Source organism: Pseudomonas putida S13.1.2 (assembly GCF_000498395.2).
In the GTDB taxonomy this organism is placed as follows: domain Bacteria; phylum Pseudomonadota; class Gammaproteobacteria; order Pseudomonadales; family Pseudomonadaceae; genus Aquipseudomonas; species Aquipseudomonas putida_Q.
This window is the reverse complement of the sequence record NZ_CP010979.1, coordinates 5,821,562-5,842,756: the sequence shown is the minus strand read 5'-3', so window position 1 is coordinate 5,842,756 and position 21,195 is coordinate 5,821,562. Positions and strand designations below refer to the sequence as shown.

Genomic DNA, 21,195 nt, shown 5'->3' with positions numbered 1-21,195 from the left:
CAAGAAACACCGCCTGATTGACCCGGGGCATGTGGTGCACAGACGCCACAGCCCCGCGAGGAGACTGCATGAGCTTGCCCGCCGCGTTCCTGCGTGATGCCGAGCGCCTGATACCCGCCGAACGCCGCTTCGACGACCCCACGTCCACCCTGGCCTTTGGCACCGACGCCAGCTTCTACCGGCTGATCCCCAAGCTGGTGGTGCGCGTCGAGTCCGAGGACGAAGTGGTCGGCCTGATCAAACTGGCCCAGCGCGAGCGGGTGCCGGTCACCTTCCGCGCCGCCGGCACCAGTCTTTCTGGCCAGGCCATCACCGACTCGGTGCTGATCGTGCTCGGCGATAACTGGAACGGCCGCGAAATCCGTGGCCAGGGCGAGCAGATCCGCCTGCAACCGGGCGTGATCGGCGCCCAGGCCAACGCCTGGCTGGCCCCCTTCGGGCGCAAGATCGGCCCCGACCCGGCCTCGATCAACGCCTGCAAAATTGGTGGCATCGTTGCCAACAACGCCAGCGGCATGTGTTGCGGCACCGCGCAGAACACCTACCACACCCTGGCCGGCCTGCGCCTGGTGCTGGCCGACGGCACCCGCCTGGACAGCGAAGACCCGGCCAGCGTCGCCGCCTTTGCAAGCAGCCACGCCGAGCTGCTGGCATCGCTGGCCAGCCTGGCCCGCGAGACCCGCGCCAACACCGCGCTGGCCGAGCGCATCCGGCACAAATACCGGCTGAAGAACACCACCGGCCTGTCGCTGAACGCACTGGTGGACTACGACCAGCCGCTGGACATCCTGCAGCACCTGCTGGTGGGTTCCGAAGGCACGCTGGGCTTCATCAGCGCCGTCACCTACAACACCGTGCCCGACCACCCGCACAAGGCCAGCGCCCTGCTGGTGTTCCCCAGCGTCGAAAGCTGCTGCCGCGCCGTACCCGTGCTCAAGCAGCAGCCAGTCTCGGCCGTGGAACTGCTCGACCGCCGCAGCCTGCGCTCGGTGCAGAACATGCCTGGGATGCCGCTGTGGGTAAAAGGCCTGTCAGACAACGCCTGCGCCCTGCTGATCGAGTCCCGCGCCGCCAGCCAGAGCCTGCTGCACGAACAACTGCACCAAGTGATGGCCTCGATCGCCGACTTCCCGCTGGAACAGCAAGTGGACTTCAGCGAAGACCCAGCCGTGTACAACCAGCTGTGGAAAATCCGCAAGGACACCTTCCCCGCCGTCGGCGCCGTGCGCCAGACCGGCACCACGGTGATCATCGAAGACGTGACCTTCCCCGTCGAGCAACTGGCCGAAGGCGTCAACCGCCTGATCCAGCTGTTCGACAAGCACCGCTACGACGAAGCGATCATTTTTGGCCACGCGCTGGAAGGCAACCTGCACTTCGTCTTCACCCAAGGCTTCAACAGCGCCGCGGAAGTCGCCCGTTACCAGGCCTTCATGGACGACGTGGCGCAACTGGTGGCCGTGGAATTCGGCGGTTCGCTAAAAGCCGAACACGGCACCGGGCGCAACATGGCCCCGTTCGTGGAACTGGAATGGGGCCATGACGCCTACCAGCTGATGTGGAAGCTCAAGCGCCTGCTCGACCCCAACGGCATCCTCAACCCCGACGCGGTGCTAAGCGAAGACCCCGACATCCACCTGAAAAACCTCAAGCCGCTGCCAGCCGCCGACGAAATCGTCGACAAGTGCATCGAGTGCGGCTTCTGCGAACCGGTGTGCCCGTCCAAAGGGCTTACCCTCAGCCCACGCCAGCGCATCGTCATGTGGCGTGACATCCAGGCCAAGCAACGCGCCGGCATCGACACCCGCGAACTGATGCAGACCTACCAGTACCAAGGCATCGACACCTGCGCCGCCACCGGCCTGTGCGCCCAGCGCTGCCCGGTCGGCATCAACACCGGCGAGCTGGTGAAAAAACTGCGCAGCCAGGCCGCCGACCACATCAAGACCGCCGACTGGCTCGCCGAGCACTTCCACACCGCACTGGGTGGCGCCCGCCTTACCCTCACGGCCGCCAATACCGCACGCAAGCTGCTCGGCGCCCCGCGCCTGGGCCGCCTGAGCGCCTCGCTGAGCAAAGCCAGCAAAGGCCGCCTGCCCCAGTGGACCCCGGCCATGCCACAACCCCTGCGCCCGATCAGCTTCGGCCCGGCCAGCCACGACGCCCGCCCCCGCGTGGTGTACCTTGCGGCCTGCGTGTCACGGGTGATGGGCCCGGCCTATGCCGACAGCGAGCAAAGCTCGCTGCTGGACAAAACCCGCGCCCTGCTGGAAAAGGCCGGCTACCAGGTGGTGTTCCCCGACAACGCCGACAGCCTGTGCTGCGGCCAGCCCTTCGCCTCCAAGGGTTACCCCGAACAGGCCGAGCACAAGCGCCAGGAACTGATCACCGCCCTGCTGCACGCCAGCCGCGGCGGCCTAGACCCGATCTACTGCGACACCAGCCCCTGCACCCTGCGCCTGGTGCAAGACCTGGGCGAAACCCGGCTGGACCTGTACGACCCGGTGCGCTTCATCCGCACCCACCTGCTCGACCGCCTGGAGTTCACCCCCCAGGACGAGCCGGTGGCCGTGCACGTGACCTGCAGCACCCAGCACCTGGGCGAAAGCCAGGCCCTGATCGACCTGGCGCGGCGTTGCAGCAAACAGGTGGTAATCCCCGAAGGCATTCATTGCTGCGGGTTTGCCGGCGACAAAGGCTTCACCACCCCCGAGCTCAACGCCCACTCGCTGCGCAGCCTGAAGGATGCCGTGCAGTATTGCAGCGAAGGCATCTCCACCAGCCGCACCTGCGAAATAGGCCTGTCGAGCCACAGCGGCATCGACTACCACGGCCTGGTCTACCTGGTAGACCGCGTCACCCGCCCACGCAGCATCTAAAGGCAGACACCTTCACCCTTGTGGGAGCGGCCTTGTGTCGCGATCGGGCCGCAAAGCGGCCCCAGGTTCTCAGCAGCGCTGCATAGATCCCCGGGGCTGCTCTGCAGCCCTTTCGCGACACAAGGCCGCTCCCACAGGTACAGCGCACCCCCGAGCCAACCACGATCCCTGTGGGAGCGGCTTCAGCCGCGAACACCGGCAAAGCCGGTGCCATCCCCCACCTCAATATCGCCCCGCCACCATCCCGATTGAACCCCCGCCAATCCCCCACAGTCCACCCTACAGGCCCACCTTCCAGAGGCCCCAGAGGAGACACCCATGAAAGGTACCGCGCTTTCGGCCCTGTTCGCGGCCGCCACCCTGCTGGCTTCGCCGGTGTTCGCCGCCGATGACCTCTGCAACACCAACCTGCAAAAGATCGACGACAGCATGGCCACCGCCGGCGCCACCTCCGAAGGCCTGGACAAGGCCCTTACCGAGCAGGTGGACAACGCCAAAGCCGCCCAGGCCTCGGGCGACACCAAGGAATGCATCGCCATCACCAGCAAAGTGCTGGAACGCCTGGAGAAAACCGAGAAAGGCAGCGGCTCCGGCAGCGGCGGCGCGTGAGCCATGAAGCGGGCGACAGGACCGGCTGTCGACGTCGCCCGCGCAATGGCGTATACTCCATCCCACGCGCCGTAAGGTGCGTTAGCGTAACGCTAGTGTGGGGCCGATTAGGATTCGACGCCGGTAGCGAAACTCTAGGTGCATGCCGAGTTGGTAACAGAACTCGTAAATCCACTGTTGCAACTTTTATAGTTGCCAATGACGAAAACTACGGCGCGGAGTGCAAGCTGGCTGCGTAAGCAGTCCTCTTGACCCGTTGCTTCTGGTAGCTTCGGCTCCAGCAATCACTAGGGGATGCCTGTAAACCCGAACTGATTGTCATACAGAACAGGATCGTCGCGTAGCACGTTGTGGGCGAAGTGACTAAAACTTACACAACTCATCCAAAGCACCCTGCCCGTCGGGCGGCTGCGGATTAAATCAGTAGACACGGCTACGCATGTAGTACCGACAGCGGAGTACTGGCGGACGGGGGTTCAAATCCCCCCGGCTCCACCAAATAACCATCTAAAGACGTCCACGGACGTCTTTTTTTGTGCCTGAAACCCAGTAAATACGGGGCTTTCAGCGCCATCAGGGTCCGATAGCGTCCAACAGGATCTACAAGATTCGGTATTCCAAGTGGTATTCCAAGCCATCTACTGGTAGTTTTTGGAATACCGAAACCGCTCTTGGAATACCGCATGTGCGCTCAAGCCACCCGCCTCTCGGACCTCAAAGTCAAAGCCGCCAAGCCGCAAGAGAAGGACTATGTCCTAAGCGATGGTGACGGCCTCCAAATGCGAGTGAGAAGCAATGGCTCTAAACTCTGGAACTTCAACTACCGGCATCCGGTGACAAAGAACCGGATCAACATGGGCCTCGGGACCTTCCCCGAAGTTTCATTGGCGCAAGCCCGCAAGCGCACCGTTGAGGCACGCGAGCTCCTCGCTCACGGCATCGACCCCAAAGAAAAACGGGATGCAGTGCAGCAAGCGAAGAAGGCAGCGACGGAGCACACTTTCCAGAACGTGGCGACGGCCTGGTATGAGCTGAAAAAGGATTCAGTGACACAGGCCTACGCTGAGGACATCTGGCGTTCCCTCACGCTGCACATCTTTCCGTATCTGGGACACACCCCAATCTCGACCATAAGTGCTCCTCAGGTCATTAACCTGCTCCGGCCACTCGAAACCAAAGGCAGCCTTGAAACCGTAAAACGACTGACACAACGGCTCAACGAGATCATGACCTACGGGGTCAACTCGGGACTGATTCACGCGAACCCGCTCAGTGGCATCCGCTCCGTTTTCAAGAAACCGAAAAAGAAAAACATGGCGGCACTACCCCCCGATGAGCTGAAAGAACTCATGGTGGCAATCGCCAATGCCAGCATAAAAAGAACAACACGCTGCCTGATCGAGTGGCAGCTTCACACCATGACCCGGCCAGTCGAAGCTGCGACCACCCGCTGGGCAGATATCGACATCGAGAAGAAGATCTGGACGATTCCTGCGGAGCGAATGAAAAAGCGCCGCGCGCACATTGTCCCGCTCACGGAGCAGGCTCTTGCACTCCTCGAAGCGATCAAGCCCTACAGTGGACATCGGGAATTTGTGTTCCCCGCAGACCGAAACCCACGTACCCACTGCAACAGCCAGACCGCCAACATGGCGCTGAAACGAATGGGCTTCGAGGGGCGTCTGGTCAGCCACGGCATGCGGTCGATGGCCAGCACCATCCTCAACGAGCATGGCTGGGATCCCGAATTGATCGAGGTAGCACTTGCCCATGTCGATAAAGACGAGGTTCGCAGCGCCTACAACCGCGCGGACTACATCGAGCGGAGACGGCCGATGATGACCTGGTGGAGTGAGCATATCCAGGAAGCAGCGACGGGTAATCTGTCAGTGTCAGCTATCCAAGAAAATCGGCGCAGGGAGGTCGTTTAGATCCGCTGGCACTGCCTCACAGTAGCCAGTCCCAACAGCCTAACGGCCAAAGGCGGTCATCCGCGGTCAGCGTGGTCGCTAATGAGGCTTTGCTCAACCCCGTAACCGAAACAACGGCAATGTATCTATCCTCGAACATAATGACTCATACATCGGCTTGAATGCCTAGCCTGGCAAAAACACGAGGTCGACCAGGGACGTCTTTAGTCTAAGCTCAGCCAGAGTTTCAACTCTGCCCGGTTCGCCAACACCAACTGCTGGGCTTCAGGGCGGGCGTCATGCAGGTTCGGATTTACGTGAAATCGTTTCACTACGTACTTCGCCAATGCTTGTGAGCTTTTGACCACGAGCTGGCCATCAGTCATCGCGTAGTCCACTTCAATGATCGACCGTTGCGCCGGCGTCAGGCGCTCGTCCGGCTTAAAGATCACATCGATCTTGGTGTTCCACTCTACGTCGTGCTCGACACCATTTTCCGTCTGATCGTCGAGCAGCTCCGGCTCGCCTCGAAAACGGCTCAACACAAAGTCCCGATACTCACGGTTCTTCTCGCAGTAAGCCCGCACGTGCCAACGTATCCCGGTGTACACCAACGTGTGCGGCGCAATGGTGCGCCCTTCTACTTCGGGGGTTTTGAACGACACGTACTCGATGTCCAGACGCCGCTTTTCACGACACGCCTTGAGCAGTGGCCGCAGCACCTCGGGCCTCACAGAGCGATCAGGTACCTTCAAGACTTCAGTGTGCGCGTAAGCCAGGTTCAACCCTTCGATATGCGGCGCACGCTCATCGTTGTGGTTAAGCAGGTCCAGGTAGGCACTAGCGCTGTCGTCGATGAACAACGGCTTGAACTGCCGGGTTGGCACGTAGCCTTTGATCTGCTTGTCGTAGACCAGGTTCTTAGAGGCATAGTCGGTGATGTAGGTGTTGATGTCCTTCGATGCTTGCTGCCGGCTGATGCCGAAGCACTGCATCAAGTGGTTGGTGGTCAGGCGCCCTTCCCACCAGACCACCGTTTCGATCAGGCGGTAGCGCAGGGCAAGGTCCCAGCGGATTTGATCCATACTTTGCTTATGTTTCATCAAGGGCCCTGAATGATTGGCAGCGGGTAGCGACCAGGCAAATGACGTGTCGTGAGATCCTACGTGTCTGCTCACTTACGATCAACACGCGATAGATGTGTAAAGTATTTATACGTATCAAACAGGCGCTCGAAAATCTCCATTGCGAGAGCGCTTCCCTCTTGAGGCCATGCCATCCGCGGCCTGCACAATAGCATATTGCCTTCACCCTCCTATCCACACGCCAGTCAAGCGCGGGCGGGATCTGCACCAATCCTTTACCTGTACAAGTAGCCAATATAGACATGTAGTTATAGTAGACATATCGTTTCACTTAACGGCAAAAAGCCACTACCCAAGGAAGCGATAAATGGAAACCCTGCAGCTCGCACTGCTGAGCCTAAGCGGCATCACTCTGCTCGTTCTCGTGCTGGTGCACTCGCGGATGGGAGAGGTCTGGGATGTGGTCAGAAACGATCGGGATGTGCAGCGCATCGCTCGGATTCACGAGCACGAGAACAATGAACTGCGCTCCGAGTTGCGCGCTGAACGTGAGCTGGTGGGGCAGCTGCGGCGTCAGGTTCAGATGCTGCTGGGAGTGGCGCCCGAGAGCTGAAGTATCCCGGAATGTGAACGTGAGCCAGCGCAAGCCTGGCTCACGGATGGGTACTGCTAAAAACTGCGATGAATGCTGGAGAAAAAACCACCTCCACTCCCACTCAGGTGCCTGTTCTCCATTATGTGCTTCTTGAACTTCATTTTTTGCTCATGATCAAGACATAGGGCTGGATTGTCTGACAGTGCTCGCTTGACCTGATAGCTGCCGTCCTCGGCCAAGATTTGCTGAGCCTCTTTGATCAACGAAGGATTGCTTGCCAGCTTCTCTCTTACATCCGGATCAGGATCGTTGGCGAGGTTCAGTTGCAAGGCGGCAGACAGCTTGGGATTTTTGCTGAGGGTACCCCTGAGTGCAGGGCTCGCATTGCTGAGCAGCGAACGCTGTTCATCCTCAGTCAAACCGGGGTGCTTGGCGAACGCTTGCCTCACACTGCTTTTGCCTTCCTCAAGCAACTTGGACTTCACACTGCTAAGTAGTGAGGGATTCAAGATCAGGCCAGCAACAACCGAAGCAAGTCGGTCGCGAGCCAACTTGAACTGGAGGTCTTCGCCTTTGACACAGGCCGCCAACGACGCACGTAAATCATCGTCGAGTACATCCTCATCGATCATGCGTATCAGGAGATCTTGCGGCGCATTGCCATTCAAGCAAGCCAGCTTGAACATCCCATGATCATACTGCGGTTGACCCTTGACGAGGTTGAGCCGAATCGACAGCACGTGCTCAGGACACCGCGGATTTGCATAGACCGCCTCCGCCACACTGCGCTGCGCATCCATGGAGAGTTTCTCCAACTGATCACCAGGGCAATCAGGATTACGGGCTACCTCCTCCCGCTTCACATGGTTAGGGTCAGCAGCCATCTTGATCATCTGCGCCACGCTCAGCCCCTGATACTCGGATGCCGGGCGCAGCTTCAGTTTCTCGAACAGCTCCTCGTACTTGCCGACCTGGTCGCGCAAGGTTTCGCGCAAAGGAATGGTGGACTGAATAGCGTCCTCCAGATGCTGCTGCGTCAATGCCCCTCCGCTGATGAAGGCGTTAGCTACGGCCTCGTTGATCGAGTTCTCGATATCGGCACCGCAGTAATCCCGACAGAGATTCACCAGCTCATCCATTTCCAGATCAGCGACTTGCTGCCCCGATTTATCCAGATGAATGCTCAGGATTTTTTCTCGCTCCACAGGGTTGGGGAAGCCGACATAGAAAATCTCGTCAAAGCGACCCTTGCGCAGCAATTCCGGGGGTAGTGCGGTGATGTCGTTGGCGGTGGCGATGACAAATACGGCGCCGGTCTTTTCCTGCATCCAGGTCAGGAAATAGCCCAGTAGACGAGCAGTCACCTCCGAGGCATTCCCACCACCCATGCCTACAAACGCTTTCTCCAGCTCATCTACCCACAGAATGCAGGGGCTGACAGTCTCGGCCATGCTGAGCGCGCGCCGCATGTTATGCTCGCTCTCCCCCACGTACTTACCCAGCAGAGAACCGATATCCAGCCGCAACAGCGGCAGCTGGAACAAACCGGCAGCCACCTTGGCCGTGAGCGATTTGCCGCAGCCAGGCATGCCTGCGATGAGCACGCCTTTAGGCGTTTTGACGCCCTGCCTCGTTGCCTCGTCCAGGCGTCGGATAATGGTCGAACGTTGCTCAAGCCATTGCTTCAGGTTTTCCAGGCCACCGATATCGCTGACCCCGACATCGACCCGCACCATCTCCAGCACACCGCTCTTGACGATGATCTGCTCTTTCTCGTGGAGGATTGTATTCAACGACTGCTCATCGATGGTCTGGGCCTGGCGCGCAACCATCCTCAGTAGCTGAGCCATTTCGCTGGAGGTCAGCCCGCTCAGGCCAGAAACGGCCAGGTCACTCAGGTGATCCGGAATGGTGAGCAGTCCGCGAGACTCAGCCTCGGCCAGCATCGCTTTGATTTCAGTGCGGCTCGGTAGAGGCAACGGCAGCAACGTAACCTGGGCCTCGATCGACGCGGGGATGCACACCGCTTCCGAGACCAGAATGACCGAACACTCGCCTGCATAGTTGCGCTCGATCGAATTCAACAACTGTTTGAGCCGGGCCACCGCAAGCGTATTGTTCTCCAGGGCCAGCCGAGCACCTTTAATGACGATCAACGTCTCTTCCAGATCCACGTCCAACAACGCCAACAGAGCGTGCTCGAGCTCCGTTTTACTTGAATCGAGGTTACTCAGCGGGAGCTTGTTGTCGACATCCACCCAACCATAGCCAAGGTTCCATTCGTGGATGCGCTTGAGGCTGGCCTTTTCCTTGAGCCCCAGCAGCAACTGATCGACACGTGCTTCTTCGGCCGATTGAATGTAAATGGCGGGAGCCCCAGCGAGGAAATGCTCTTCCAACTGGGTTTCGAAAGCCTTTTTATCGGTCATCACTCAGCCTCAATCAAACAGCGATGTGAAGAGTTTTATCGCGCCGCCAACAACCTTCGCTCCCACTTCCTTGACTGTACTCACCACGCTGCGAACCACCTTCCTAGCAACCTCGACAACCTTCCGTCCGCCCTGTTCGATGAGTGTACCGACGGCTCTCCCTGCCGCACGGCCAACGACACCACCCACAACGCCACCGATAGCCGTACCACCGGGACCGAACACAGCGCCCAAAGTAGCCCCCCACTGAGCTCCCAGTTCAGCGCCTTTCTGTTCCACAACCTGAGCCAATGAGCGGGCAGCCACCATCGTTGTGTGCTCGATTGCGTTAATCGCGGTATCCGCAAGAATTTCGCCTTCCCCGAGCTTGTACAGGGCTTTGGCCCGTTCCAGGCCAACGTAAGTCGTGGTCGCGACCTCCTCGGCGGACGTGCCATTGAAAAAGCTCAACCAGCCGCTTTTTGCTGCGACCATCACCCCGCCAGAAACTGCAACCTGTGCACCAACATGGTCGGCCGACTTCAGCGAGCTATCGAAAAACGCCTGCATTGCCGCGCTGGCAGGTTCGTTTTCTTCACCACGCAGCCAATTCCAGGTGCGTTGTCCGAGAATTCGCGCGCCGTGATACGACGCGTTCAGGGCTGCATTCAACAGCGCTTGCTTGTTGATCTCTTTGGAAATCTCCAAGCGGGATGTTTCGTCCCAATTGGTCACCTGGGTTTCGGCAAGAATCGACGAAGGTGCATGGGTCATATCGCCAGACACTGTGGAATGACGCACACCCGGCTCGAGCGTCTGCGCCAGCGACACATTGGCTGACGCCAGCATCCCCTGCACCTGGCTCGCGTACTCGCTCAGGTTCAACTCGGGATTGTTCTGAGCATCCTGTTCCAGCTCTCTGGCCAACCAATTGACCGCGCTCTTTCCCCTGGCGAGGTTTCGTTGCAATGACGCTTTGTGCTGGTTGGTGCGCGAGATGGAGTTGATCAACGAGCGCGCGACAGTCTCGACTTCGGCGTTGCCTTGCCACAGATGCGGATACTTGTTGAATTCCTGGGTGAGCCATTGATCCAGTGACATCTCGCTGTGATGCTGGTCGTAGGATCGGATGAAGCTCCAGATGACCGCAGCCGCCTTAGGTGCGCTGGCTGTATCAGCGAAGGCGACCTGGCCAAGCAGGTCAGCTTGGCGCGCTTGTTCGTCTTCGTCTACGAGCCGTTGCGCAGTAGCATCAGGGGAAGAAAGTACGTTTGAGGAACTCACGACGGGCTGTCCTTGACCGGTTCAAGAAGAGGAAAGGTGACGATCCGACTGCAATGCACCGGTGCCGCGACTGTGCCGGGCACCTGTGAAGCTTCTACAGGAACGCCTTCGCCAAAAGTGCTACAAGCACTCCAAAGTTCACCGCAAGCCCCACGCACGTCCAGATGAAGCGCCGCCTGGATACAACATTCGTCGCCTGCGCCTCAGTCTGCTGCGCTGCAATCGCTGACGCGATCTCATCCAGTTTGACCAACGACTTCTGTTGATCATCGCGGCTTTCAGCGCGCTGAGCTTGAAAGTCTGCGGCCAAAGTTTTCAGCGCGGTGTTCAGGTGATGCAGTTGTGCTGCGCCGAGCTTGCTCAGGCGCTCCTCTACACCGGCGATCCCTTCGGAAATTTGACGAGTGCTTTCGGCAACCTGCGCGCCAGCCCTCTCGAACCGGCTGTCTTGCGCCCCCTCAGCCTGCTGAACCGATGTCTCGACGCGCTTGGACACCTTGTGAACACTGCCAAGATCATCACCCAACTCTTCGAAGGCACTGTTCAGCTTTTTCAGCTCCGACCGCAAGCTGAGAACACAGGCCTCGAAGTCTCCCTTGAGCGTGAGCGACAGGCCGCCGCTCACCTCTTCAATGCTCCGTTTCACCGGGACATTGATGTGCTTTTCCAGCAGCGCTGACAGCTCTTGATCAGCGGCTGCGATTTCGATATCCAAATCGGATCGTTCCATCAGAACTTCTTCCCTTCCTGCATTTTGTCTAGTTCGCCCAGCAGTACATGCAGGTAGAACATGTCGTAGATCTGTTCCAGCGCACTGAGCGGACGGCGGATGGCTTCCCTGACACGATCGAGCTCGGCCTTGAAAGCTTCGAGGATGTATTGTTCGAACTTGTGCGAGTGGTCCATGCTGAACTGCATGCGGGCCTTGAATTGCGCGTGGGCCTGTTCAAGGTGATAACGCTTGCCTTGTATGCCCTCCACCGCTTGCTGGCGCTCTGCGACGGCTCTTTTCAAGACGTCAAGCCGCCGTTCGTACTCCGAATACTTACGCTTCAGGCCACTCACCTGATGCTCGAAGTACTTTTGAATTTCCAAGGTTGCGGCTTCGGCATAGGCATCAACCACCTTCACGGCGGCCCCATGAAGCATGCTCCGGTCAGAACGGAAGTTCTCGCTGGACCACCAGTAACCATCGGTGAGATACCCGTTCATCTTCTGATAGAAGCTGCTCAGCGCACTGGTTGCGGGTGGCGAGAGCTCAGCCAGCCGAACATGGGCCTGCCGATGGACGTGACGTTCGCACATTGCCTTCCATTTCGCCTGGATACCGTTTTCGAACTGCATGGCAACCAACTTCAGAGCACTGACTGATTCGGTAGTACTCGGCAGAGGCTGAGCAAAAAAGCCACGAACATCACTACCCTTATACAGTTTCAGGTAACGGTGCAGGCGACGCCTGTGATGATCGAGCGTGCCGCTTTCTTCCTGACAGCCACTCAATAACCCCTCAGCCTGCTCCAGCGCATGCAGTGCATGCTGTAGATCGCATTCCAGCTCTTTACTGTGCGCCTCGTAATGAAGCTGCTCTCGCTCAAGTCTGGCATCTATCAAGGTTTTCATCTTGAACGCGGACGCGAGCCGACCGTAGGGGCTGGCCGACTCGGTGATGCTTGCCAATAGCTCGCGTCGTAATTGCTGGATCAATGTAACGGCCGCTTGATGATACTCAGGCGTTGCCCCCAGGCTTCGCAGCGAATCGCCGAACTCCAGTGGGTACAACATCGCCTCGACCGACTTGGGCGGTTTGTAGTCATGGGTACCCAGTTCCTGGTAGAGCTTGGCCCTGACCTGCTGAAGCGTTCGCTCGTCCTGGCCGAACCAGGTCTTGAAGCTGGCAGGCGAGAACGTATAGGAGAGCACCACTCGATAGCGGTTGGGCTGCAGCATCCAGTCTCCCAATGCCGCCAACTTGAGCTTGTTGGGATGAAGGAAGCCCAGGTCATCCGCACGCCCGACCAGCAAGATCAGATCGGCCGTGGCCACATACTTCTCCGCCACCCGCGCGACCTGGGCCTGCTCGGCCTCGTTGACCGCATTGATACCCGGGATATCGAGAATGCGCAAATCCAGGCTCAGCGCATCCCCTCCTCCTTGCTCGAAGAACATCGATGGTAGCCGCACGGACAACACGTCCACGGAATGTGCTCTACCTTCCTCCAGCTCGGTGCGTATCGCGGAAAACTGCACCTTCGCGGCTTCATCATCCAGCGCACCACTGTTGTCGCCGATGTACCAGTAATCATCCTTCGAACGGCCGTAACGAATCGCACAGGCCGTCGAAGACTTGCCCATACGCTGGTCGCCCCGCAATACGCTGGAAGCCCGTTCCAACGCCTCGCCGGTCACGCCCAGCAAGTCCAGAATCAGCGTGGTCTTGCCGACCTGGGTCGCACCATAGACGGCGACCGTCACATGGCTGGAGCGGTTGAAGTCTCCAGCCAGGCTTGGGTCTACCTCGTCGATGAAGCGCTGATACGCGTCATAGGCCCAGCGATAGCGGTTGCTGTACTTCTCAAGCCACATGGCGGCTTTGCGCATCATCAATGGCTTTGACCATGTTCACCCGAGCGTGCTCCAGGCGCGTCAACCCACGCGCCAGTGCGTCTTTTACCGTGAGGTCGGCGCCCAGGCCATAGGCCACCCGCAGGTTGCGCACCAGGCGCTCCTCGAGGGTTTCCATCAGGTCGTCGTAGAGCTCCAGGCCCTTCTTGATATGGGCCTCGGCGAACTGGTTGAGGCTTTCGGCGATGAAGCCTTTGCGCGCAGCGTCGTAGCGCTGAATTTCTGTGGCACCACGGTAGGCGATGAAGCCCAAAGTGATCGCACCGGCTGCAGCCATGGACAACGATGCGCCCAGCGAAGCAGCAGCGGTCTGGCCGCCCGTCAGCGTGCCCGCGATGGCCGGGATGGTGTCGATGGAGCCGTCAATGACTACGTCCACTGCGAGGATTGCCGCCAGGGTATTGAGCAGCGGTTTGGCCGATGCCGTGACCTTTGGGAGGTCTTGCTGAATAGACGAGGCAAGCTTGCCGAAGTCGAAGGCTTCCAGTTCGGTGCGGGCCAACTCAGGAGTACGGATGGCAACTGCCTGGTTGAGGCGGAAGTATTCCATGGTCATCGCGGGCAGCGCCTTCAGCACCTCTTCGACATGCTTCGCTTTGAATCGCTCGACGTCATTGGTGGTAGTACTACCCTTGGAAAGCAGCAGGCGCAGATCATGCTGCAGCTCCTGGGTACCCACCGCAAGAACTTCGAGAGAGGCCCCCTCGTAACCCAGCAGTTTGTTCAGGCCCTCGTGCTTGATCGCAGCGAGCTCCGTGGATTTGATTTCCTGAATGCCCAGCTCTTTAGAAGACATGTCCGAGATGGCCAGGTAATCGGATTCCAGCGGTGATTGCAGGGTACTGGTGCCGTTACACCAGCAGTCGATGATTCTTGACCTGAAGCGGGTCTCGTTTTGACCAGACTGCAAGGTAAGGAAGTTCGCTGCGTGCCGGAGCTTGTTAGTGATCGTCTCCTCTTCCTTGTTATATCGTTCCTCAGCGATTTCCTTGACCTGTCCAAGGTAATTCATGGTGTGCTCGCGAAGCCGTTTGGCATAACGGTTCCGGTAGCGCTCTGATGCCGTGGTGAACACCTCTCGCATCCGCTCGGCCTGGCGCTCGGTCAGGTGTTCACTGATGCTCTGCGCGTCCAGCTCACTTTCCAGCGCAGCCTTGACCGTTGCCAGTTCCGTGTCCAGCAGCTTCTCCAGTTCCCGCAGACGACCTGCGTCCGAGCCGCCTGCAGACAGCGCATATTTGTTGATGACATGGATGAGTTGGTTGGTCCAGGCAGAGCGGTAGGCTTCGTCGCCGACGCCGGTGAAGATCACACGGTCTTGCTCGTCGGAGCGGATCTGGAAAACTTCGGACACGGTGCCGGCCAGTTCATCTATTTGCTCAGAAGTAAGCGTTTCGGTCTTGGTGACTGCGATGGCGGGTTTGCGATCGGGGAAGTAACGGGCGACCAGATCGTTGAGAATCTGCTTCTGGCTGTTGTCGGCGACGCGGGTGCGGTCGGTGACCAGGATGCTGCCCAAGGAATGCACCAGGGTGTGGCGCATGAGGCCCTGCCACTCGACGTTTTCCGGATTCAGCATTTCGTAGCCTGGGAGCAGTACGAAGCCGCAACGCTGGCCATCGAAGTAGCGGCGTGGCACGTAGAGCTTGGGGAACAGGCAGTCGAGGTCGCCGGAGTTGTCGTAGCCGCTGATCAGCGCTCTGAACGCCTCCTGGGAAATTTCTTCTTCTTGCTCGTTGCCTTGGGCGTCGTACTTGACGACTACGGCGTAGGGGATGTCGCAGTCCTTTTCGAGGATGAACACCGGGATACGCTCGCCGCGACCCTGGTTGTCTGCAAGCCAGCCCTCGCCCAGGTTGTAGAGTTCGCGGAGCAGACGGGTTTTGCCGGCACTTTGGCTGCCGGCTACGCAGATGTAGTAGACCGAAGAGAGCTCGCGGGCGATGCGCAGTTTGCGGAGGATCGAGACCAAGGCTGGGCGTGGGTTGCTACGAGTCTTCAGCTCGGCTGAGATCTTGAGCACACCGGCTACAGCGGTTTCCATGTCTTTGATCAGGGGGGCTTTCATCAACTACTCCTGTTGAAACACGCGCAATGTTAGTGAGGTCATCGGCTTGTGAAGGGATTTCTTGATTATCTAACCGACGCAATGATGGCCATTAGCCTTCTACCAACTCAAGTCTGTATTTATCCTCGGACGCTCTTCTCTTTGGCACGGTTACTCTTTCAGCAAAAGTGGCGAACTGGCCCTTTAAATGTTGATGAATTGCAATAGAACTCAACATTGAGGACACAGATCGGACAGACGCGAGAGAGATATTCAGCAAAAAATCGACTCCAAAAAAATTTGAATCACACATAACCCCAACGACATCATCACCATTGAGGTTCACCCCCATGTCGTTGCAATGCCCTCTCTGCCACTCCCCTAGAATCGCCTCCTTCCATCACGCCATGAAGGTCGGTGCGTCCATCGGCACCGTGAGCGGTTTTGCGCGTGGCGTCAGCGCGGCCCTATCTGGCGGTCAGACTGGCGCAGCCATCGGCGCTATCGCCGGACCGGTCGGTATCACCCTCGGCTCCGTATCAGGTGCCATATTTGGCGGCCTGGCCGGCAGTGTCGGTGGCTGCGTGCTCGGCGCTCAGCTCGGTGAATCACTCGACCGCCACATCTTGGCCCACAACCTCTGCCTGCAATGCGGTCATCGCTTCAATCTGCCGACCTGATTGGCCCTCTCTACTTTTCATTAATCCGTCCGGTGCTGCGCCTCGCGCAGCGCTTTATGCCTGCCCGTACTAAAAGGAATCACCAACATGGCACATCTCATCGAAACCATGGCCTACGCAGGCGCTACCCCCTGGCATGGCCTGGGTAATCAGCTCAGTCAAAAGCAACCTATCGAAGTCTGGCAAAGCGAAGCTGGAATGGACTGGCAGATTCTGGAAAGCCCCGTGCATTTCAAATCGGATGCCATCGGCCACCTGGGCGCGATCCACTCCTTCCCCGAGCAAAAGGTGCTCTATCGATCCGACAGCAAGGCGCCGCTGTCGGTGGTCTCTCAGCGCTACCACACGGTGCAGCCCCGAGAGGTGCTCGAATTTTATCGTGACCTCACCGAAGTTTCCGGCTACGAGTTGGAAACGGCCGGCGTGCTCAAGGGTGGGCGCAAGTTATGGGCGCTGGCGCGTACTGGGCAAGGCGCGGCGCTCAAGGGCAACGACCAGGTGAATGGCTATCTGCTGCTGGCGACCTCCTGCGACGGCACACTGGCCACCACAGCCACACCAACCACGGTGCGCGTCGTGTGCAACAACACCCTGACCATCGCCCTGGATGGCACCTGCCGGGCGATCAAGGTGCCGCACAACACCCGTTTCGATCCGAAGGCGGTGAAGAAGCAACTCGGTATCGCCGTCTCGCAATGGGACGACTTCATGTACCGCATGCGTGCCCTGGCTGAGCGCAAGGTGCAGTGGCATGAGGCATTGGGCTTCTTCATGACCGTGATGTGCGAGGCCAGTCCGACCGGAGTACTGCCGGAGCAACTGCCCAACGAGCGCGCCCTGCGCAAGGTTCAGGAGCTGTACGAAGGTCGTGGTCGCGGTAGCCAGCTGGACTCGGCGCGCGGTACCGCCTGGGGCCTGCTCAACGCCGTGACCGAGTACGTCGACCACGAGCGCCGTGCGCGCAGCAACGAGTACCGCATGGACTCGGCCTGGTTCGGCCAGGGCGCGCAAATCAAGCAACGCGCCCTGGATGTTGCGCTGCAGCTCGCCGCTTAACCCTCACTCACCTCAATCCTCGCGCCCGGTCAGCCTTGTGCTGATCGGGCCTTCTTATATCTGCAGATGAATACCATGAAAGCAACGTCATTGAACGGCAGCACCACCAAGAAACGCCCAGCCCTGCGCCTGGTCAGCACCAAGTCCGGACGACCGCTTTGCGTGGGCAACGGTGAGACCTGCAAGCGCGTCACTCAAGACGGTATGCAGTCCCTACCCTGCCCTTCGCCGGATGCATGCCCATTGGCCAAGGGCAATATCTGTAGGCCCTACGGACGGCTGAACGTAGTCATTGGTGATGAGGATCCGCTCGGTAGCTTTGTGTTTCGCACTACCGGCTTCAACAGCATCCGCACCCTCGCCGCCCGGCTGCATTACTTCCAGGCCATTTCCGGCAACCGCCTGGCGTGCCTGCCGCTGGAACTACGCCTGCGTGGCAAGTCCACTCGCCAGAGCCATGGCACTCCGATCTTCTACGTCGACCTGACAGTACGCGGCGGTATGGACATGGCCGAGGCGCTGCAAGCCGCCAAAGAGCTCGATGCGCAGCGGCAAGCAGCAGGCTTCATTCAAGCCGCACTGGATGAAGCGGCGCAGCGTGGCTTCGCCAATGGCGCGTTCGAGGACAGCGAGGAAGACGCCGGCACCATCGTCGAGGAGTTCCACCCCGCAGAGGAAAGCCAATCCCCAACCGCCAACTCTCCCCTGCAATCTGCGAAAAGCAGCCTGGCCAAGAAGCTGGAGGCGCAAGCCCAGCGCCATACCCCACCGACTGATAACCACCAAGGAGCCGGCCATGCGCCTGAACAAACTGAAAGCCAGTGATTCGACCGGAACCTACCTGATCGAGTCTCCGGTCACCGAAACCGACATCCTGCTGATGGCCCGCCAGTTGGCAAATCTGCGTCTGCGCCGGGGGCGAGCACTGACCTCACCGAAGGCGGTGTTCAGTCACCTACAGTCGCTGTTGAGCGATTACGAGCATGAAGTTCTTGCCCTTCTCCACCTTGATAGCCGACATCGAGTTATCGCCTTTCAGGAAATGTTCAGGGGCACACTCGACGGCGCCAGCGTTTATCCACGCAAGGTTGTTAAGGCAGCCCTGGAACACAACGCCGCAGCCATAGTCTTGGTGCACAACCATCCCTCCGGAGACCCTGAACCCAGCGAGGCGGACCGCAACCTGACCCACAAACTGAAGGAGGCACTGAACCTGGTCGGGGTCCGGACGCTGGATCACATAATCGTGGGCCGCGAAGGCTGTGTGTCATTGACCGAACTGGGCTACCTGTGAGGAATACGAAAATGAAGCTTCTGCGCGTCTTTGCAGCAGTTTTCATTTTCGCAGGCATCCTTGCAGGCTGCCTGACGCTTATGCTGCTGGTGATTCTGATGCTGCGCTTTCCGCCAATACTCTTCGTCGTGTTGCTGGCGTGTTGGATGCTAAGCCGGTTGCAGCGGGGCTAATTCGATAGGCGCATGTTCAGGTAGAGTCGCAGACAAGCGACTCTACCTGAACAGATCCTCGGATGTTCTTTTTTACCAGTCAGGCAGAATCCAGCGCCCAACTGAACTATAGGCAAACACTGATGAAACTACTCAACACCTACGACGACCGGGACGAAGCCGAAGCCGGCGCCGAAAAGCTTAGCGGGGACAAACGCCTGGCCAGCGAACGCGACGCCACCGTGGTCATCTACAACCTCTTCGGCATTCCCAGCTGGGGCAACTTCCACCGCCTGGGCATGTACAAACTGGACGAACTGAAGAGACTGCTGGAGCGCCGTCCCACATGGCAGGTCGCCGATCAAGCTCAGCATATCGAGATCCTCTCTACGCTAAAGACCGTGGCGAAGAACTACGGAATCAAGCTGCCAGAGCACTGGCTGTGACGGCCCGAGCAAAGACCTCAGCGAGGACTCCGCTCGGACAGCCCGCAATCACCCCTTCGCCTTGAAGATATCGACTTTAGTCTCCAGACAGCGCCGCAGCGTCAGGTCGTTCGCTCCAATGCCAAACCAACTGTCCGGCTTCTGAAAGAAGTCAAGACCACGGCCGATCTTAATTACCCAGCCGCTGTCGGTACGGATCTCGCGGTCGTGCAGGTTCTCGTTGATCCTGACCTCCAGTGCGATATCCATCTCTAGCAAGCTCTGCTTGAGCTCTTCCAGGTGCTCCGCAACATCCTTGAGGTCGGTATCCTGATCATAGCTCGTGGTCAACTTTATGGCTCTAACCGTGGGTGACTTGATCACCGCCTCGCAGAAGCGCACGAAATTGTGGATCTGGTGGTTAGCTCGAATATAGGGATCTTCGATTTCCACGGTCTTCGCTGCCCTCAGGTAGGGAAGCATTATCGATTCGTAGCTGTAGCCAGTATCACCGTAGTGAATGGTGTAATGCTGCTCTTGCAGCTCTGCATCGCCGACAGAAGCCGCGACCAAAAGCGGCTGCTCAACCGTGGCGATAGCTGCCACAACCGGCTGATCGACGTACACAGGTGCAACACGCCCCTCCTCCCCGGCGCTGGCGTGTATGCTTTTGCGGGTCGGCTCCTGAGTGGCAGGTGCATTACGTGACTCAGAGCAATAGACCACCACCTCTTTGCCTGAAGCATCAAGATAAGACAGATTGATCCGCGCATACTCGTCATCGGTCTTACGCTTATTCATTTGCTCTTTGACGCGTCGGCGACTTTCTACCGCATAGGCCACGTACTCATCGAACTCCTGGTCGCTCGGTGGGCCATTGGGATGGAGGATCTTCAGAAAGGCACAAACGGTCTTCTTGATACCCTTCTCGTCACGACCTTCAACCGCCCTGCCCAGCTTGATGCGTTTGCTGACCTCCTCGTAACGGTTGGTCTGCTTCAACTGGTAGTGGAATGCTTCGGCCAGGTAGTCGGTGATGAAGCCGTAGTGACTGGTCAGGAATTCACTGCTGTTCTTGGGCATTTCCCAGCCCGGCAGATAGCAAGCGAAACGATCCTGTACCGCCAGGTCGAACTCCTTGGGTAACGGCTGGAACAAATCATGAACTTCCGAGTTGACGATCTGCTCGACCGAAAGATCCAGATTCCCCACGAAGGCCATGGAGGCATCGGCAATGACCTCAACGCCACGGGAGAAACGCCCGTTGGCCATGAAGTCCTTCATGATCTGGATGGTGTCCTGGTCCTTGACCTTGATTCCGCCCACCTCATCAAATGCCACCGTATCCCAGTAACCTACCAGTCCGATCTTGTGACGCTGGTTGTTGTAGAACAGGGTGGCCTTAGTAGCCTGGCCACCGCTGATTAACGTCGAGTAGGGCGAGAACTCGCTGAAAAAGTAGGACTTGCCGGTACCTCGCGGCCCCAGCTCGATAAAGTTGTAGTTAGGCTCAATCAGCGGGGCCAGCCTGGCAATGAAGTGCAGCTTGACTCGCTGTGCCAGCTTGCTCGGCTCCAACCCCACAGAGCGCAGCACCACGTCCAGCCACTCGTCCCGAGTAAATTGCTCACGCCCCTCGCAGTAACGCACGAAGTCGAAGCGACTCATCTGGATCGGGCGCAGATCTTCGATGTAGAAAGCGTAGTCGTCGTCTTCGATCTCGTTAAAGGCCAGGGTCACCTCAGCCCACAGACCGCCTTGCAACAGACGGTCGTGGTCGCGGTAGTACTTCTCGCTGATTGCCACCTTACGAGAGTCGAAGTTCTCCAAGGCCGCCCAGTGACGGCGATCCTTCTCCACGTAGTTGACGTGCACCTTGTCGATGAAGCGATGCTTGCCCTTGGTGGCCACCTTCGACTGGGCTGCGTTCGCCTCGTTTGGCCGCACGTAGTTCTCATTGAGGGTGTCTAGCACCGCCTCCAGGCCTGCCTGGATCTCCGAGTCATCGTCGCTGGCACAAAAGCGCGCCAGGAGGAACTCCAGTACGAAGGTGGGCACGTTGGTACCCTTCTTAATCCGATGCAGCAGATCCTTGCGCACTACCTTGCCGTCGAATGTCGACGTGAGCTTCTGATCCAGGGTATCCATG

General features: G+C 58.7%; 17 protein-coding genes and 1 other RNA gene. 11 read left to right on the top strand and 7 right to left on the bottom strand.

Translation table 11 applies throughout. From position 1 onward, the window contains the following. The first annotated feature begins 68 nt into the window (after nt 1–68). From N805_RS25790 to N805_RS25780, 4 genes are all read left to right on the top strand, one after another. Nucleotides 69–2,879 carry an FAD-binding and (Fe-S)-binding domain-containing protein gene (locus N805_RS25790; RefSeq protein WP_019470435.1) on the top strand — a complete coding sequence of 937 codons (2,811 nt, stop codon included), beginning with the start codon at nt 69–71 and terminating at the stop codon, nt 2,877–2,879. Between the two features lie 318 nt (nt 2,880–3,197). Next, the gene (locus N805_RS25785) at nt 3,198–3,488 is read left to right on the top strand and encodes a hypothetical protein (protein WP_019470434.1); all 291 of its coding nucleotides are present in this window, start codon (nt 3,198–3,200) and stop codon (nt 3,486–3,488) included. 99 nt (nt 3,489–3,587) lie between these two features. After that, nucleotides 3,588–3,986: a transfer-messenger RNA gene (gene ssrA / locus N805_RS30300) on the top strand. Nucleotides 3,987–4,171: 185 nt separating this feature from the next. Next, nucleotides 4,172–5,419 (top strand): integrase domain-containing protein, encoded by a 1,248-nt coding sequence (locus tag N805_RS25780; RefSeq protein ID WP_019470433.1) that lies wholly within the window; start codon nt 4,172–4,174, stop codon nt 5,417–5,419. A gap of 203 nt (nt 5,420–5,622) precedes the next feature. Here N805_RS25780 and N805_RS25775 read toward each other — a convergent pair whose 3' ends face one another. Continuing rightward, nucleotides 5,623–6,501 carry a helix-turn-helix transcriptional regulator gene (locus N805_RS25775; protein ID WP_026034350.1) on the bottom strand — a complete coding sequence of 293 codons (879 nt, stop codon included), beginning with the start codon at nt 6,499–6,501 and terminating at the stop codon, nt 5,623–5,625. Between the two features lie 349 nt (nt 6,502–6,850). On the opposite strand from N805_RS25775, the gene N805_RS25770 reads away from it, so the two are divergent. Continuing rightward, on the top strand, nt 6,851–7,096 hold the full coding sequence (locus N805_RS25770; RefSeq protein WP_019470431.1) for a hypothetical protein: 246 nt from the start codon (nt 6,851–6,853) through the stop codon (nt 7,094–7,096). A gap of 56 nt (nt 7,097–7,152) precedes the next feature. On the opposite strand, the gene N805_RS25765 is transcribed toward N805_RS25770, so the two are convergent. The 5 genes from N805_RS25765 to N805_RS25745 all read right to left on the bottom strand — a co-directional run bounded on the left by N805_RS25765 (nt 7,153) and on the right by N805_RS25745 (nt 15,460). Next, on the bottom strand, nt 7,153–9,507 hold the full coding sequence (locus N805_RS25765) for an AAA family ATPase (protein ID WP_019470430.1): 2,355 nt from the start codon (nt 9,505–9,507) through the stop codon (nt 7,153–7,155). A gap of 9 nt (nt 9,508–9,516) precedes the next feature. After that, complete coding sequence (locus N805_RS25760) at nt 9,517–10,770, bottom strand: hypothetical protein (protein ID WP_019470429.1); 1,254 nt, start codon at nt 10,768–10,770, stop codon at nt 9,517–9,519. Nucleotides 10,771–10,864: 94 nt separating this feature from the next. Beyond that, on the bottom strand, nt 10,865–11,500 hold the full coding sequence (locus N805_RS25755) for a hypothetical protein (RefSeq protein WP_019470428.1): 636 nt from the start codon (nt 11,498–11,500) through the stop codon (nt 10,865–10,867). Then, nucleotides 11,500–13,371, bottom strand: coding sequence for a dynamin family protein (locus tag N805_RS25750; RefSeq protein ID WP_019470427.1), 1,872 nt, complete (start codon nt 13,369–13,371; stop codon nt 11,500–11,502). Before N805_RS25750 ends, N805_RS25755 begins: the two co-directional genes overlap by 1 nt. Further along, complete coding sequence (locus N805_RS25745; RefSeq protein WP_019470426.1) at nt 13,343–15,460, bottom strand: hypothetical protein; 2,118 nt, start codon at nt 15,458–15,460, stop codon at nt 13,343–13,345. Before N805_RS25745 ends, N805_RS25750 begins: the two co-directional genes overlap by 29 nt. Nucleotides 15,461–15,789: 329 nt before the next feature. Here N805_RS25745 and N805_RS25740 point away from each other — a divergent pair, with 329 nt between their 5' ends. The 6 genes from N805_RS25740 to N805_RS25720 all read left to right on the top strand — a co-directional run bounded on the left by N805_RS25740 (nt 15,790) and on the right by N805_RS25720 (nt 19,067). After that, nucleotides 15,790–16,119: a hypothetical protein gene (locus tag N805_RS25740; protein ID WP_033691906.1), complete on the top strand. Its 330-nt coding sequence runs from the start codon at nt 15,790–15,792 to the stop codon at nt 16,117–16,119. Nucleotides 16,120–16,206: 87 nt separating this feature from the next. After that, the gene (locus N805_RS25735; protein ID WP_019470424.1) at nt 16,207–17,175 is read left to right on the top strand and encodes a DUF932 domain-containing protein; all 969 of its coding nucleotides are present in this window, start codon (nt 16,207–16,209) and stop codon (nt 17,173–17,175) included. Between the two features lie 75 nt (nt 17,176–17,250). Then, entirely contained in the window at nt 17,251–18,000 is a 750-nt protein-coding gene (locus N805_RS25730) for a hypothetical protein (protein ID WP_371113210.1), read from the top strand. Next, a complete protein-coding gene (gene radC, locus N805_RS25725) occupies nt 17,972–18,469 on the top strand; it encodes a RadC family protein (protein ID WP_019470422.1) in 498 nt (165 codons plus the stop codon). The genes N805_RS25730 and radC overlap by 29 nt, the downstream gene beginning before the upstream one ends. A gap of 11 nt (nt 18,470–18,480) precedes the next feature. Continuing rightward, a complete protein-coding gene (locus tag N805_RS30835; RefSeq protein ID WP_019470421.1) occupies nt 18,481–18,642 on the top strand; it encodes a hypothetical protein in 162 nt (53 codons plus the stop codon). A gap of 122 nt (nt 18,643–18,764) precedes the next feature. Continuing rightward, nucleotides 18,765–19,067, top strand: coding sequence for a hypothetical protein (locus tag N805_RS25720; protein WP_026034349.1), 303 nt, complete (start codon nt 18,765–18,767; stop codon nt 19,065–19,067). Between the two features lie 48 nt (nt 19,068–19,115). Here N805_RS25720 and brxL read toward each other — a convergent pair whose 3' ends face one another. Continuing rightward, nucleotides 19,116–21,194 (bottom strand): BREX system Lon protease-like protein BrxL, encoded by a 2,079-nt coding sequence (gene brxL / locus N805_RS25715; protein ID WP_019470419.1) that lies wholly within the window; start codon nt 21,192–21,194, stop codon nt 19,116–19,118. Nucleotide 21,195 lies beyond the last annotated feature (1 nt).